This window comes from Ideonella dechloratans (genome assembly GCF_021049305.1).
GTDB lineage: Bacteria > Pseudomonadota > Gammaproteobacteria > Burkholderiales > Burkholderiaceae_C > Ideonella > Ideonella dechloratans.
In genome coordinates, this window is the sequence record NZ_CP088081.1 from 3,740,189 (window position 1) to 3,753,404 (window position 13,216).

Genomic DNA, 13,216 nt, shown 5'->3' on the forward strand with positions numbered 1-13,216 from the left:
GGCTTGAAGTTCTAAGGTGCGCGCACCGACACGCTCCCCTGCCATGCACGACACCCCCTCCCCCGACGACCGCGGGCTCTTCGCCCCGGGCCGCGCCAGCGCCAGCGTGGGCGCGCTGGCCCTCATCTCCCTGCTGGCCTTCGAGGCCCTGGCCGTGGCCACCGCCATGCCCGCCGTGGCCGACGCGCTGGGCGGCCTGTCGCTCTATGCCCTGAGCTTCGGGGGCATGGTGGCCACCTCGGCCCTGGGCATGGTGTGGGCCGGCCCGCTGTGCGACCGGCGCGGCCCCTGGCGGGCCACCGTGCTGGGCCTGGTCTTCTTCACCGCGGGGCTGCTGCTGGCCGGCGGCGCCGGCAGCATGGCCGGCGTGGCCGCCGGCCGCGTGGTGCAGGGCCTGGGCAGCGGCCTGCTGGGCGTGGCGCTGTATGTGGGCATGGGCCGCGTGGTGCCGCCCGCCCTGCACCCGCGGCTGTTCGCGCTGTTCGCCGCCGCCTGGGTGCTGCCCGGCCTGGTGGGGCCGGCCCTGGCCGCCGCCCTGGTGCACAGCCTGGGCTGGCGCGCCGTCTTCCTGGCGGTGGCGGCACTGGTGCCGGTGGCCGGCCTGCTGCTGCGCCCGGCCTTCGCGCCGCTGGCGCCGCACCCCGCCCCAACCGAGGCGGCCAGCCCGACGCCTTCGCTGGGCGCACTGGCCTGGGCCGCCCTGGCCGCGGCGGGCGCCCTGGCCCTGCACGAGGCGGGCAGCGGCCCCTTGAACCCGCCGCGCGCCCTGGCCCTGGGTGCCGCGGGCGGGGCGGTGCTGCTGGGGGCCTGGCGCCTGCTCCCGCAGGGCAGCCTGCAGGCCCGCGCCGGCCTGCCGGCCGTCATCGCGGTGCGGGCCGTGCTGGCCGCGGCCTTCGCCGGCGCCGAGGCCTTCCTGCCCCTGCTGCTGACCCGGGAGGCCGGCTGGAGCCTGGCCCAGACCGGCCTGGCGCTGAGCCTGGGCGCCGTGACCTGGAGCCTCGGCAGCCAGTGCCAAGCCCGGCTGAAGGCGCCCGCCACGCGGCGGCGCGGGCTGGGCGCGGGCCTGCTGTCGGTGGCGGCCGGCCTGGGGCTGGTGATGGCGGCCACCGCCGGCCTGGGGCCCTGGGGCTGGCTGCTGCCCGGCTGGGCGGCGGCGGGCTTCGGCATCGGCCTGGGCTTTCCGATGCTGTCGGTGCTGACGCTGCAGCTGGCCGCCCCCGAGGCCCAGGGGCGTGCCGCATCGGCCCTGCAGCTGGGCGACGCCCTGGCCTGCAGCACCACGCTGGCCCTGGCGGGCGTGCTGTTCAATGCCGCGGGCAGCGCGGGCCGCCCCGCCTTTCTGGCCGTGCTGGGCCTGTGCGCCGGCCTGGCCCTGCTGGGCGCCGCGCTGGCCCCGCGGGCCTTCGCGGTGGCTCAGGGTGCGCCAGGGAACTGCACCACCGGCCCGGCCACCGGCGTGCCGGGCGGCTGATAGGCCGGCGCCGCCTGACCCGCCGGGCCCAGCTGGCGCACGTAGCGGTAGATCGCCCGCAGGTCCGCCTCGGACATGGCCTGCAGGTCGTACCAGGGCATGGGCGGCCGCGGCCGCATCGTGCGCACATGCTGCAACCACTGGTCCTCGCCCAGACCGGCCACCAGCAGCCGAAGATTGGCTGCGTAGCTCGTGCCCCAGGGTCCGCGCCAGCCCAGGCCGTCGCCGGTGAGCCAGCTCGACTCGGGCGTGTGCCCGCCCTGCTGCGCGTAGCCGGGCGAATGGCAGTCGTTGCAGCCGGCGGTGCGCACCAGGTAGCGGCCCAGATCCACCGCATCCACCGGGCGGTCGGTCTGCGCCCCGGCCGGTGCGGCCAGGGCCGCGGCCAGCAGCGGGGCCAGCAGCCGCGTCGCGGGCCTGGGCCGGGCCGCGCGCGGGGGGTGTTTCAGCTGCGCCATGGCAGCTCCAGGGCCTCGCCATCGGGCAGGCGGGTGGGCACCGGCGTGGCAGCGAGGATGCCCAGCGTTTCCAGCGGCATCGGCCCCACATTGAAGATCTGGTGCACCTGGCCGCGCGGCAGCACCAGGGTCGCGTCGGCGCCGAAGCGGCGCACCTGGCCGTCGCCGTGCACCTCGCCCCAGCCGCCCAGGCAGAGCACCACCTCGTCGCAGTCATGGAAGTGCGGCGGCGTGGCGGCGCCGGGCGCCATGCACTGGCGCCAGACCGAGAGCTGGGTCAGGCCATCGGCCTCGCCGGCCCAGGTGCTGTGCTGGATGCCCGGCAGGCCGGAGGCCTGGGGCGGAATCTGTTCCATCAGTTTCATGCGTGTCTCCAGGAAGTTGTCGAAGGACGTGGGGTCTGCGCCGGCTGCGGGTTCGCAGTGTGGGCAGGCGCGATTGATTCGAGAAGAGCGGTTCACGTCCTAAGATTGCCGACGTTTCTTCCGCAATGGAGGCACGCGCCATGCAGGGACTGCAGCAGTTCATCGCCTTTGCCGAGACGGCCAAGCAGGGCGGCTTCGCGGCCGCGGCGCGGCAGCTGGGCATGTCGCCCTCGACCACCGCCAAGGCCGTGGCGCGGCTGGAGGCGGCGCTGGGCGTCAAGCTCTTCCACCGCACCACCCGGCAGGTGACGCTGACGCCCGACGGCGAGCGCCTGTTCCAGCGCTGCCAGCGGGTGCTGGCGGAGGTGGAGGACCTGCAGGCCGAGGCCTCCGGCACCCGGGCCGAGCCCCAGGGCACGCTGCGCATCAACCTGCCGGTGTTCTACGGCCGGCGCTTCGTGCTGCCGCTGCTGGCCGATCTGGCCCGGCAGCACCCGGGGCTGAAGCTGGACATCAGCCTGACCGACACCAAGGTGGACCTGATCCGCGAGGGCATCGACCTGGCGGTGCGCATCGGCTTCATGAGTGATTCGACCCTGGTGGCGCGGCGGGTGGACACCCAGGGCCTGCTGCTGTGCGCCAGCCCGGCCTACCTGGCCGCGCACGGCACGCCGCGCCGGCTGGAAGAGCTGGCCGCCCACGCCGCGGTGGTGTTCCGCCTGCCCACCAGCGGGCGCGACCGCCCCTGGCAGTTCCGCCAGGCCGGCGCGCCGGTGCAGCTATCCCCCACCCCGGCCACGCGGGTGAACGAGACCGAAGGCCTGCTCGATGCCGTGCGCCTGGGCCTGGGCGTGGGGCAGATGCCGGATCTGCTGGCCCAGGACGCGCTGGACCGCGGCGAGCTGGTGGAGCTGCTGCCGACGCTGCGCCCCGAGCCCATGGCCATCCAGCTGGTCTACCCCTCCGGGCGCCTGCTGCCCAGCCGGGTGCGGGTGGCGCTGGACTGCCTGAGCCAGGGCCTGCGGCAGCGCCAGGCCGGGCCTGCTCAGGCCTTGGGCCCGTCGATGACCTCGGCCGCCGAGCGGAAGCCCTCCACCGCGGCGGGCACGCCGCAGTAGATGCTGGCGTGCAGCAGCACCTCCTGGATCTCCTGCACGGTGGCGCCGTTGTTCATGGCACCGCGCACATGGCCCTTCAACTCGTTCGACTTGCCCAGCGCGGTGAGCATGGCGATGGTGATGAGGCTGCGGGTCTTCAGGTCCAGGCCCTCGCGCTGCCAGGTGTCGCCCCAGGCGTTGCGGGTGATGTATTCCTGCAGCGGCGCGGTGAATTCGGTCAGGCCGCTGAAGGCCTTCTCGACGAAGGCCTCGCCCATCACCTGCTTGCGCATGGCCAGGCCGGCCTCGAAATCCTTGTTGTGCGGGGTGGTCATCGGGAAGCTCCTGGCGGGTTGGTGGTGCAATCGACCGAGATTCTAGAAACGGCCCTTGCCCGGGCCTGACCCCGAGGAGACCGACCATGGCCGACCGCACCGTCACCCTGCACCGCGTGCTCAAGGCGCCGCCCGAGCGCGTGTACCGCGCCTTCCTGGACCCGGAGGCCATGTGCAAATGGCTGCCGCCCAAGGGCTTCGTGGCCCAGGTGCAGGAGATGGACGCCCGCGAGGGTGGGCGCTACCGCATGTCCTTCCGCAACTTCGGCAACGGCCAGACGCACGCCTTCGGCGGCAGCTACCTGCGCCTGGTGCCCGACGAGACCATCCGCTACAGCGACCATTTCGACGACCCCAACCTGCCCGGCGAGATGATCACCACGGTGACGCTGCGCACCGTGTCCTGCGGCACCGACCTGACGGTGAGCCAGGAAGGCATCCCGGCGCTGATCCCGCTGGAGATGTGCTACCTGGGCTGGCAGGAATCGCTGGACCAGCTGGCCGCGCTGGTGGAGCCTGAGATCACCGGTTGAACCGGCCGCGGGCCGTGCGGCTCAGGCCGGGGCCGACACGCTGACGGCCGGTGCGGCCAGCGGCCCGCCGGGCGCCGGGCGGCCGAAGTGGTAGCCCTGCAGCTCGTCCACCCCCAGGGCGGCCAGCGCCGCGGCCTGCTCGGCCGTCTCCACGCCCTCGGCGATCACCCGCAGGCCGAAGCGCCGGGCGATCAGCACCGTGCCCTCGATCACCGCCAGCGAACGCTCGTCGCCGGCCAGCACGAAGCTCTTGTCCACCTTCACCGCGGTGAGCGGGAATTCGCGCAGGCGCGACAGTGACGAGTAGCCGGTGCCGAAGTCGTCCACATGCACCTCCACCCCGCTCTGCCGCAGCGCCAGCAGGGTGGCCAGCACGCGGTCGATGTCGCCCTCGTTGAACACGCTCTCGGTCACCTCGATGACCAGGCGCTGCGGCGGCAGGCCGGCCTGCTGCAGCGCCTGCCGCACCTCGGCTGCGAAGTCGGCCTGCAGCAGCTGCTTGAGCGAGGTGTTGACCGCCACCTTGGGCGGCGGCCGGCCCGCGTCCGGGTCGGCCGGCCAGCGGCTGGCCTGCTGGCAGGCCTGCGTCAGCACCCAGTGGCCGATGGCGCAGATCTGGCCCGAATCCTCGGCCAGCGGAATGAACTCGACCGGCGAGATGGGCCCCATGCCGGCGCAGCGCCAGCGCAGCAGGGCCTCGTAGGCCTCCGGCCGCCCGCTGCGGGCCGACACGATGGGCTGGAACACCAGGGTCAGGCTGTCATCCCGGGTGGCCGTGCGCAGGGCTTCCATCAGGCAGTTGCGGCGGGTGTGCAGCATCTGCAGGGTGAGCGTGGCCTCCACGGTGCGCCCGCGGCCGCTGCGCTTGGCCTCGGTCAGCGCCAGTTCGGCCTGCTGCACCGCGGCGTTCAGGGTGTCCTCGGGCCGCCAGAGCCGGGCGCTGAAGCCCAGGCTCACCCCCACCGTCAGGCTGCGGCCTTTCACGGTGTAGGGCTCGGCCAGGGCCTGGCGCACGCCCTCCATGGCCTCGAGCACCTGGTCGGGCAGGGGCTGCCGCCACAGCAGGCTCAGCATGAACTCGTCGCCGCCCCAGCGGCACACCACCGGCGGGCGGCCCTCGCAGCGCGGCGCCAGCCGCTCCAGCTGCGACAGCAGGCGGCGCGCCACCGCGCGCAGCAGCAGGTCGCCCCACTCGTGGCCCAGCGTCTCGTTGATGCGCTTGAAGTGGTCCAGGCTGACCTGGGCCAGCACCCAGACATCGCCCTCGCGCCCATCCACCCGGCGGTGGGCCTCGGTCATGCCGCGGCGGTTGAGCAGGCGGGTCAGGGTGTCGTGCTGGGTCTTGTAGAGCAGGGCCCGCGTGCGGTCGGCGACCCGGCGTTCCAGCTCGGCATTGGCCTGCATCGCCTCGTCGGAGCGGGCCGACAGCGCCACCACCAGGGCCTCCTTCTCCAGGTCCAGGGCCACGATCTGCCGCAGCACCCGGTAGGTGGACTCGTGGCCGGACACCATCACCCAGGCAAAGATGGCCCCCAGGACGGCGAAGACCAGGTTGGGGGTGTCGCCCAGGTGGCCCAGTTGCCAGCAGGCCGGCAGCAGCACCAGCAGGATGAACAGCTTGCCCACCAGGCGCGAGGGCGCCAGATTGGCGGTGGCCCCACCCGCCAGGGCGGCCAGCACGATGAGGATGGTGAAGCGATCCACCCCCTGGTAATAGGGCACGCCCCACCAGGCCAGCGTGGCCCATTGCAGGCCCGCCAGGATCACGCCGGCGTCGTGCCAGCGCGCCCAGACGCGCCAGTGGCTGCGGCCGTCCTCGCGCCGCAGATCGGCGCGGCAGAGCAGGTACAGCAGGCCGCGGATCAGGGCGACGCCCACCATGCCCACCAGCCAGAGCCACACGGCCTCGGTCGCGTTGCGCCCCAGGCTGACCCCGACACCCACGGCAGCCGCGGTGGTGACCACCAACCCGCGGGGGTGGTGGACCAGCGTCTGGCGCCACAGGCGCTTTTCGTGTTCTGCCATTCAGGTACTGCCCAGATCCTGCAGCGACGGCCTCGCCCGTGGTGGGCGGGCAAACCGCTGTCCTCGTCTCCCCGTATCGACCGGGGCGGAGCCCGACTTAAGGGCGGCACACCCACCCCGCCCCCCCGGAGCAACCCGGTTGACGGCACCCGGGTGGCGGTGGCATCAAGCCATCATGCGCGTCCGACGGATGCAAGGAGGATTGCCATGGCCCTCAAGCACGCCTGCCACGACGAGGTCATCGACCCCTACGCCGGCATTGATGAACAAGGCATCGGGGTGAGCGCCAGCCTGCTGCGCACCCCCCACCTGCAGCTGATGCGCCTGGTGCTCAAGGCCGGCGCCACGCTGCGCGAGCACCGGGTGCGCGGCGAGATCACCGTGCAGTGCCTGCGCGGCGAGGTGGATGTCTCCACCCCCGAGCGCGAATGCAGCCTGGAAGCCGGCCAGCTGGTGGTGGTGCCCGGTGGCGAGCCCCACGCGGTGACCGCCCGCAGCGACTGCCTGCTGCTGCTGACGGTGGTGCACGGCATCACCTGAACCGGCTCAGCACCGGGGCGGCCTCGCCAGAAAGCCCGCCACCGCGTCCAGCACCATCTGCGGGTGCTGGCGGTGAGGCACATGGCCGCAGCCGGGCAGCCGGGCCAGCGTGGCGGGGCCGCCCGCCAAAGCCATGAAGCGCTGGGGCTGGGCGGGCGAGCCGTATTCGTCCTGCTCACCGTGCAGCACCAGCAGCGGGCAGCGCAGGCCGGGCAGCAGGGCGTCCAGGTTCCAATCGGCGAAGTCTTTGGACAGCCAGGTGTCCACCCAGGCGCGCAGCACCCAGGGCGCCTTGTCGCCGTGGTGGGCCGCCAGCCGGGCCATGGCGGGCGAGCTGCCGTCCGGCCCCACAGCGGCGAACTGCGCTTCGGCCGCGCGGATGCCGGCCAGCGTCAGCGGCTCCACAAAGGCCTGGGCCGATTCGAGCACCAGGGCCTCGCAGTCGTCCGGCCAGGCGTGGGCGCAGCCCAGGGCCATGCCACCGCCCACGCTGTGGCCCAGGGCCACGAAGCGGCCGATGCCCAGCTGCGCGCGCAGGGCCGCAAAGCCTTCGCGGGCCTCGTCCTGCACAAAGCTCAGCGCCAGGGCGCCGGGGTGCGGGTCCGACCGGCCGAAGCCCAGCCGGTCGTAAGCGATCACTTCACGCCCGGTAGCCCGCGTCAGCCGGGCGGGAAAATCCCGCCAGACGGAGACGCTGCCCAGCGATTCGTGCAGCAGCACGATGGGGCTGTGCGCCCCGCCCTCGGCCTGCGGCGGCGCCCAGCGGCGGGCGAACAGCCGGCCCTGCGGCGTGGGGATCCAGTGGTCGTGGGTGGGAATGGGCGGCAGCGTCATGCCCCGATGCTAGGCGCTGTGGCCGCGCCCCGCCCCGGGCTGCGCAGCAGGCTGATGCCCGCCGCCGCCAGCGCCAGCACGGCCGATGCCGCCAGGCCCCAGCGGGCCGCCGGCCCGGCCGGCAGGGCGTGGAAGAGCAGGCCCATCATCAGGCTGCCCAGCGTCTGGCCGGTGAGGCGGGCGGTGCCCTGGGCGCCCCCGGCCGCACCGCTGCGTTCCTGCGGGGCGTTGAGCAGCATGTTGCGGTTGTTGGGCGTCTGGAAGAAGCCGAAGCCCGCGCCGGCCAGCGCGGTGAACACGCTGACGCCCAGCCAGGGGTGGCCCTGCAGCGGCACCGCCGCGCACAGGGCCAGGCCCAGGGCCAGCAGCGCGCCGCCGCCCGCGCACAGCCAGGCGGTGGGCAGGCGGTCCGACAGGCGGCCGGCCAGCGGGGCGGCCAACATCACCGCCAGCGGCCAGGGCGTCATCAGCAGGCCGGTGGCCAGGGTGCTTTGGCCCAGGCCATGCAGCAGGTAGAAGGGCATGGCCACGGTGGCGCCCATCTGCCCCGTGAAGCAGCAGACCGAGGCCAGGATGGAGATGCGAAACGGGTGGCTGCGCAGCAGATCCAGCGGAATGAGCGGCGCGGCACGCGGCAGCTCGCGCCGCACCAGGCCCACGCCGCACACCAGGGCCAGCGCCAGCAGCGCCGCGCCTTGGGCGGGTTGCTCCATCAGCCGGTCGGTGCCCAGCACGAAGGCGGCGAACAGCCCGGCGTTCAGGGCGATGCTGCCCACGTCCAGCGGCCGGTGCGAGCCCGCCACCCGCGGCAGCCCGACGCAGGCCGCCAGCACCAGCGCGCCGATGGGCAGGTTGATGGCGAACAGCCAGGGCCAGCTGGCCACCGACAGCAGCGCCGCCCCCGCCGCCGGGCCGGCGGCCGAGGCAGCGGCCACCGTCAGCGCGTTCCAGGCGATGGCCTGGCCCAGCAACCGACGCGGGTAGGTGAAGCGCAGCAGCGCCAGCCCCACCGGCATGACGGCCCCGCTGCCCAGGCCCTGCAGGCAGCGCCCGGCCACCAGCCAGGGCAGCGACGGCGCCGCCGCGCACAGGGCCGAGGCCGCGATGAACAAGGCCAGCCCGCCGGCAAACACCCGGTGGTAGCCCACCCGCTCGCCCAGGGCCGCGGCCGGCAGCAGGCACATCACCACCGCCAGCTGGTAGGCCGTGGCCACCCACACCGCCTGGGCCGGCGTGGCCTGCAGGGCCTGGGCGATGGCGGGCAGCGCCACGTTGGCGATGGTCATGTCCAGCACCACCATCACGATGCCGCCCAGCAGCGCGGCCATGGCCACCCAGCGGCGCGGCGTGGGCAGGCCATCGGCCACGGTCGGGGCGGCAGAGGGAGCGGGCGGCAAGGCGGGCGAGGCCGCGGCAACAGGTGAGGACATGGGTGGCAAGGCTCAGCAGCAGGGCACCGCCAGCTTAGGCAGGCGCCGCCCGCCTGCCCAGCGCGTGGCGTGCAGGTCATTCATGCACGCCACGCCAGGGTTGGAACCCAGCCCCGGCGCGCCACGCCATGCTAGCTTTGCGCCCATGCCCATGGCCCCCGACCTGAACCTGCTGCCCGCGCTGGATGCGCTGCTCTCCGAAGCCAGCGTGACCCGCGCCGCCGAGCGCCTGCAGCTGAGCGAATCGGCCATGAGCCGCACCCTGGCCCGCCTGCGCGCCACCACCGGCGACCCATTGCTGGTGCGCGCCGGCCGCGCCATGGTGCTCACCCCGCACGCCCTGGCCCTGCGCGAACAGGTGCAGGCCCTGGCCCGCGACGCCAGCGCCGTGCTGCAGCCCGCGGGCGAGGACTGGAACCTGGCCACGCTGGAACGCACCTTCACCCTGCGCGCCAACGACGGCTTCATCGAAGCCTTTGCCCCCGGCCCTGGTGGCCCGCGCCGCCCGCGAGGCGCCCGGCGTGCGCCTGCGCTTTGCGCCCAAGCCCGACAAGGACGTGCGCCCCCTGCGCGAAGGCCTGATCGACCTGGACCTGGGCGTGCTGGGCCCGGCCGCCGGGCCCGAGGTGCGGGTGCAGGCCATCTACCGCGACCACTTCGTGGGCGCCGTGCGCCCGGGCCACCCGTTGCTGCAAGATGGCCCCCTCACCCCCGAGCGCTACGCCGCCTGCGGCCACATCGTGGCCTCGCGCCGGGGCCACGGCGCCGGGCCGGTGGACGACGCCCTGGCCGCACGCGGCCTGAGCCGCACCGTGGCGGCCATGGTGCCCAGCTTCCGCGCCGCGCTGTCCATTGCCGCGGTGACGGACCTGGTGGCCCTGGTGCCCGCGTCCTTCTTCGCCCACCTGGGCGGGCAGAGCGAGACGCTGGTGTCCTTTGCCCTGCCGGTCAGCACCTAGCCCATCGTCATCTCCCAAATGTGGCACCCCCGGCTGGAGCGGGACCCGGGCCACCGCTGGCTGCGCGGCCTGGTGCTGGCGGTGTGCCGTGAGGCGCCGCCCCCCTCGAACTGCTGATGGCGCCTGCGCCGGCCTCATGCACGATGGCGGGCAGCGTCCACGCCCGTGGGCCCCAGCCCGGGAGCAGCACCATGGCGACAGCCCACACGCAGCAGGACTCTTCCCAACACAGCCACAAGACCTTGGCCGACCTGGGCGATGCCTGGCTGGCCTGGCAGATTGCGCTGCTGAAAGGAAACCGCCTGCCCCTGTCGGGCGACGTCACCCAATGGATCAAGACCTGGGGCGAGATCGTCGGGCAGGTGGGGCTGGTCAACTACAACATCGCTGGCTCGGGTGACCCCTTGGCCGAGCAGCGCATCGGCACCCAGTTCAGCTACGGCCGGCAACTGGGCAAGATCCTGGATGCCTTGGTGCCGTTTCTCGAAGCGCACCGAGCGGAGTTTGCCCAGTCGCCCGAGCACCTGAAGGCGCTGGACCAGCTGGTGACCATGACCCGAGAGATCAAGGTGCTGAAGCGAAACAGCGTGGAGGACGTGGTGAAGCAGGTGCAGCGCTGGAAGGGCGCGGAGGACCTTCAGGCCAGAATCCAGAAGCTGCGTGAGGCGCTCGACGCGTTGGACGAGGCATGAGCGCCCCATCCCACTCGCGCCCAGGGCCGGGACCGAGAACGACGCCGGGCCGCAGCGCCAAGCGGGCCATTGTGGCCGTGGCGAGGAGGCCATGCGCCGACATCAGCTGGCGGCGTCGGCCAAACGGCCGACCAGGCAGTGACTTCACTCTGCCAACAGCAACCAGTCGCGACCGGCAGTCTTTCGGCCGTATTTAACTTGATTCGGCCACGTCGTTCGAAGGTTGGGCCTGAAATGACTGGGGCCCTCGCCACTGACGGCTGGAGCTGACTTGAAATCAGCCGTCGGTCCGGCCCAGTCAACCTCGCAATCCAGCTTTGATCGCCAAGGTGGCACGGTCTAGCATGCATCATCCGTCCCGCATCCGTGCGTTTCTGTGCCCCGGAAAAGCACAGCGCGCCAGTAGATGCACTTCGTGCCAGCAGTGCGGAGACCCGCCTTCGTAGCTCGGCATTTTTCGATCCATCTAGCCCATGCGCCCCGCGTTTCTCCGTCCGAATGCGGTGGATTGCCTTAGAGCCTATGTGCTACTCTCATCGGACTAAAGTCAACTCATCAATCTGCCTGCGCATGCCCAAGCCCCTGCCGCTCAAGCTCAAGAAGGAGCCGCTCGTTGAAGCCGCATGCCAGCTACGGGTTTCCTCGAGCGTTGCCCTGAACACGTTTTTCCCTGGCTTGCTACTGGCAAAGCACCAGGCTGATGTCTCAGACATTCAGCAGTTGCCCACGGCAATGATCCCGGAACAAATGCGAGCAACGCAGCCGGAGATGTCTTTTGTGGCGCTCGTGCAGCTGAAATTCAAGGGCGTACTAGTACTGATCGGTGAGCGGTCTGTGACGATTTCGAATGCCGCGCCTTATCTTGGGTGGAGCGGATTTAAGCCTCTCATTGAAGAAGTCTTCCATGACTTGCTCAGCTCTAAGCTAGTACCATGGGTTGAACGCTATTCAATCAAGTACACCAACGTCCTAAAGGCTGGTGAGGCTCTGAATCACCTTGAGGCGTTAGATTGGTCCCTGAAAATTGGTGATCTTACCCTGAACAAGAACGCCACTTTCTTACGCACTGAGACGCTAACCGATGGCCTGACGACCATAGTCTCAATAGGTGGAGGGGTTACGGTTCAGGCAGCTGGCCAAGCGCCGGTGCAGGGATCGTTGATTGATATTGATACCGTGTGCGCAAGCAATCCTCAGAACACAGATATGTTCCTTGCCTCGATGTCCTCGGAGTTGGACAGAATTCGAGGCGTCAATAAGGCGGCATTTTTCGAGTGCCTGACCAATGAGGCTATCAATGCACTTGACCCTGTCTACGAGTGACCGTCAGTACGGTATGCCTCCGGGGCGGCTTCCCGGGACGGTTGGCTCTCTGAAAATTGCTTTCTCAAACTTGCCAGCAGCTTCGGCTGCTGCGAACCAGCCGGCACAGGCCGTTCCACGTAGTGTTACGGTCGTTAATCGGATCACCTCAGACACGCAGCAGTCATCCATAGTGAAGTCCGGGCTCCTGCAGGATGACCAAACGACACTGATCAGCCCGCCGGCGAAGGATGCAATCGGAGCGAATGGCCTCAGACGTCTGGAAGCCTTCTTTCATTTACAGGCAGGATGGGATGGCACGGCAAGCAAGCCGATTGATTTGAATTCTGTTGTGGTCTTCTCCCGCTTCTTCGAGGAGACTCGTTTAAATCCCAAGCGCTTGGGCGTCTTCATGTCCGCCAGAGGAAACGTCGTCGTCAACTGGCCGGAGCAAGATGGTCAGCTTGTTGAGTTGGAGTTCCATTCCAGCGGTGTGGACTACTTTATCGAAAGCTCCGGTGACGAAGGCACGGTAGCAAACAGTGATATCGGTTTCAGCAAGCTCTTCCAGCTCATTTCGGAGAGCGTTACAGCCTGATGGCAAAGGGTGATCCAATCGGTGCGAACGAGGAAGTCGTTCGAGCTTACCGGTATCCATACTGGGACGCGGCCGTCAACCGTGGCACACCCTCAGCTTTCACTGAGGCTGAGGTTTCTGTAAGCAGGTTGGCAATCCTCGACTTCGAGAAGATCGTGGCGATCTTCAAGACGGATTTTGACGGACGCATTCATCCGGATGGCAGCTCCATGCAACTCCGTGGTACCGGTCGAGCCATAGTGGCCGACATTGTTCGGCAAGCCGAGGTGCCTGCTGACCCCAAGAGCAAAGAGCTACCGAACGTTGTCTTGACCGTGAACGAGGACAAGATTGAGAACGAGCCGGGCATTACCGACAACCCCGCCCACGCGCTAATCCGTGGCTGGGAGCGCGCTAACCAGACGCAGGCTAGACGGATTCCCAGAAGTGTCGCCAAGCGTCTGCTTGACCTTTTCGGCGCAGCGGCAATTCCGGATGATGCGCCGGGAAATGCCGTTGCGGCTGGCGGCGACGCCTCCCCCGCGTAAGAGAACAGGGGGCGAAGTCGCGGAGGTTGTCTTCCGCGACTCAGGCGAGG

14 protein-coding genes and 1 pseudogene are annotated in these 13,216 nt (G+C 70.6%); 9 read left to right on the forward strand and 6 right to left on the reverse strand.

The genetic code is table 11. The features are described from left to right. Positions 1-43 precede the first annotated feature (43 nt). Complete coding sequence (locus LRM40_RS17450; RefSeq protein ID WP_231067627.1) at positions 44-1,471, forward strand: MFS transporter; 1,428 nt, start codon at positions 44-46, stop codon at positions 1,469-1,471. Here the strand turns inward: LRM40_RS17450 and LRM40_RS17455 are convergent. Together LRM40_RS17455 and LRM40_RS17460 are read right to left on the reverse strand one after the other, a co-directional pair. Further along, positions 1,414-1,929, reverse strand: coding sequence for a c-type cytochrome (locus LRM40_RS17455; protein ID WP_151125603.1), 516 nt, complete (start codon positions 1,927-1,929; stop codon positions 1,414-1,416). The two genes, LRM40_RS17450 and LRM40_RS17455, sit on opposite strands and share 58 nt — an antisense overlap. After that, on the reverse strand, positions 1,917-2,294 hold the full coding sequence (locus LRM40_RS17460) for a cupin domain-containing protein (RefSeq protein WP_151125602.1): 378 nt from the start codon (positions 2,292-2,294) through the stop codon (positions 1,917-1,919). The genes LRM40_RS17455 and LRM40_RS17460 overlap by 13 nt, the downstream gene beginning before the upstream one ends. Before the next feature lie 140 nt (positions 2,295-2,434). Here LRM40_RS17460 and LRM40_RS17465 point away from each other — a divergent pair, with 140 nt between their 5' ends. Next, positions 2,435-3,412: a LysR family transcriptional regulator gene (locus LRM40_RS17465; RefSeq protein ID WP_151125601.1), complete on the forward strand. Its 978-nt coding sequence runs from the start codon at positions 2,435-2,437 to the stop codon at positions 3,410-3,412. On the opposite strand, the gene LRM40_RS17470 is transcribed toward LRM40_RS17465, so the two are convergent. After that, entirely contained in the window at positions 3,340-3,726 is a 387-nt protein-coding gene (locus LRM40_RS17470; RefSeq protein ID WP_151125600.1) for a carboxymuconolactone decarboxylase family protein, read from the reverse strand. The two genes, LRM40_RS17465 and LRM40_RS17470, sit on opposite strands and share 73 nt — an antisense overlap. Before the next feature lie 86 nt (positions 3,727-3,812). Here LRM40_RS17470 and LRM40_RS17475 point away from each other — a divergent pair, with 86 nt between their 5' ends. Continuing rightward, positions 3,813-4,259, forward strand: a complete 447-nt coding sequence (locus LRM40_RS17475) for an SRPBCC family protein (RefSeq protein WP_151125599.1) — start codon at positions 3,813-3,815, stop codon at positions 4,257-4,259. Positions 4,260-4,280: 21 nt separating this feature from the next. Here the strand turns inward: LRM40_RS17475 and LRM40_RS17480 are convergent, their stop codons facing one another. Next, positions 4,281-6,284 (reverse strand): putative bifunctional diguanylate cyclase/phosphodiesterase, encoded by a 2,004-nt coding sequence (locus tag LRM40_RS17480; protein ID WP_151125598.1) that lies wholly within the window; start codon positions 6,282-6,284, stop codon positions 4,281-4,283. 207 nt (positions 6,285-6,491) lie between these two features. Between LRM40_RS17480 and LRM40_RS17485 the strand changes: the two genes are divergently transcribed. Beyond that, positions 6,492-6,824: a cupin domain-containing protein gene (locus LRM40_RS17485; protein ID WP_151125597.1), complete on the forward strand. Its 333-nt coding sequence runs from the start codon at positions 6,492-6,494 to the stop codon at positions 6,822-6,824. A gap of 6 nt (positions 6,825-6,830) precedes the next feature. Here the strand turns inward: LRM40_RS17485 and LRM40_RS17490 are convergent, their stop codons facing one another. Together LRM40_RS17490 and LRM40_RS17495 are read right to left on the reverse strand one after the other, a co-directional pair. Continuing rightward, entirely contained in the window at positions 6,831-7,658 is an 828-nt protein-coding gene (locus tag LRM40_RS17490; protein WP_211373053.1) for an alpha/beta fold hydrolase, read from the reverse strand. After that, the gene (locus LRM40_RS17495) at positions 7,655-9,088 is read right to left on the reverse strand and encodes an MFS transporter (RefSeq protein ID WP_151125596.1); all 1,434 of its coding nucleotides are present in this window, start codon (positions 9,086-9,088) and stop codon (positions 7,655-7,657) included. The genes LRM40_RS17490 and LRM40_RS17495 overlap by 4 nt, the downstream gene beginning before the upstream one ends. 145 nt (positions 9,089-9,233) lie before the next feature. On the opposite strand from LRM40_RS17495, the pseudogene LRM40_RS17500 reads away from it, so the two are divergent. The 5 genes and pseudogenes from LRM40_RS17500 to LRM40_RS17520 all read left to right on the forward strand — a co-directional run bounded on the left by LRM40_RS17500 (position 9,234) and on the right by LRM40_RS17520 (position 13,166). Next, positions 9,234-10,164 (forward strand): annotated as a pseudogene (locus LRM40_RS17500) (LysR family transcriptional regulator). 74 nt (positions 10,165-10,238) lie between these two features. Beyond that, a complete protein-coding gene (locus LRM40_RS17505; RefSeq protein WP_231067628.1) occupies positions 10,239-10,739 on the forward strand; it encodes a hypothetical protein in 501 nt (166 codons plus the stop codon). Between the two features lie 570 nt (positions 10,740-11,309). Next, on the forward strand, positions 11,310-12,062 hold the full coding sequence (locus LRM40_RS17510; RefSeq protein ID WP_170288960.1) for a TIGR04255 family protein: 753 nt from the start codon (positions 11,310-11,312) through the stop codon (positions 12,060-12,062). Continuing rightward, on the forward strand, positions 12,037-12,639 hold the full coding sequence (locus LRM40_RS17515) for a hypothetical protein (protein WP_151125593.1): 603 nt from the start codon (positions 12,037-12,039) through the stop codon (positions 12,637-12,639). Before LRM40_RS17510 ends, LRM40_RS17515 begins: the two co-directional genes overlap by 26 nt. After that, entirely contained in the window at positions 12,639-13,166 is a 528-nt protein-coding gene (locus LRM40_RS17520; RefSeq protein ID WP_211373052.1) for a hypothetical protein, read from the forward strand. The genes LRM40_RS17515 and LRM40_RS17520 overlap by 1 nt, the downstream gene beginning before the upstream one ends. Positions 13,167-13,216: the final 50 nt, after the last annotated feature.

Excerpts from the sequence above, each read along its gene's own strand:
- LRM40_RS17450 (WP_231067627.1), top strand. The coding sequence starts at position 44 with ATGCACGACACCCCCTCCCCCGACGACCGCGGGCTCTTCGCCCCGGGC.
- LRM40_RS17455 (WP_151125603.1), bottom strand. The coding sequence starts at position 1,929 with ATGGCGCAGCTGAAACACCCCCCGCGCGCGGCCCGGCCCAGGCCCGCG.
- LRM40_RS17460 (WP_151125602.1), bottom strand. The coding sequence starts at position 2,294 with ATGAAACTGATGGAACAGATTCCGCCCCAGGCCTCCGGCCTGCCGGGC.
- LRM40_RS17465 (WP_151125601.1), top strand. The coding sequence starts at position 2,435 with ATGCAGGGACTGCAGCAGTTCATCGCCTTTGCCGAGACGGCCAAGCAG.
- LRM40_RS17470 (WP_151125600.1), bottom strand. The coding sequence starts at position 3,726 with ATGACCACCCCGCACAACAAGGATTTCGAGGCCGGCCTGGCCATGCGC.
- LRM40_RS17475 (WP_151125599.1), top strand. The coding sequence starts at position 3,813 with ATGGCCGACCGCACCGTCACCCTGCACCGCGTGCTCAAGGCGCCGCCC.
- LRM40_RS17480 (WP_151125598.1), bottom strand. The coding sequence starts at position 6,284 with ATGGCAGAACACGAAAAGCGCCTGTGGCGCCAGACGCTGGTCCACCAC.
- LRM40_RS17485 (WP_151125597.1), top strand. The coding sequence starts at position 6,492 with ATGGCCCTCAAGCACGCCTGCCACGACGAGGTCATCGACCCCTACGCC.
- LRM40_RS17490 (WP_211373053.1), bottom strand. The coding sequence starts at position 7,658 with ATGACGCTGCCGCCCATTCCCACCCACGACCACTGGATCCCCACGCCG.
- LRM40_RS17495 (WP_151125596.1), bottom strand. The coding sequence starts at position 9,088 with ATGTCCTCACCTGTTGCCGCGGCCTCGCCCGCCTTGCCGCCCGCTCCC.
- LRM40_RS17505 (WP_231067628.1), top strand. The coding sequence starts at position 10,239 with ATGGCGACAGCCCACACGCAGCAGGACTCTTCCCAACACAGCCACAAG.
- LRM40_RS17510 (WP_170288960.1), top strand. The coding sequence starts at position 11,310 with ATGCCCAAGCCCCTGCCGCTCAAGCTCAAGAAGGAGCCGCTCGTTGAA.
- LRM40_RS17515 (WP_151125593.1), top strand. The coding sequence starts at position 12,037 with ATGCACTTGACCCTGTCTACGAGTGACCGTCAGTACGGTATGCCTCCG.
- LRM40_RS17520 (WP_211373052.1), top strand. The coding sequence starts at position 12,639 with ATGGCAAAGGGTGATCCAATCGGTGCGAACGAGGAAGTCGTTCGAGCT.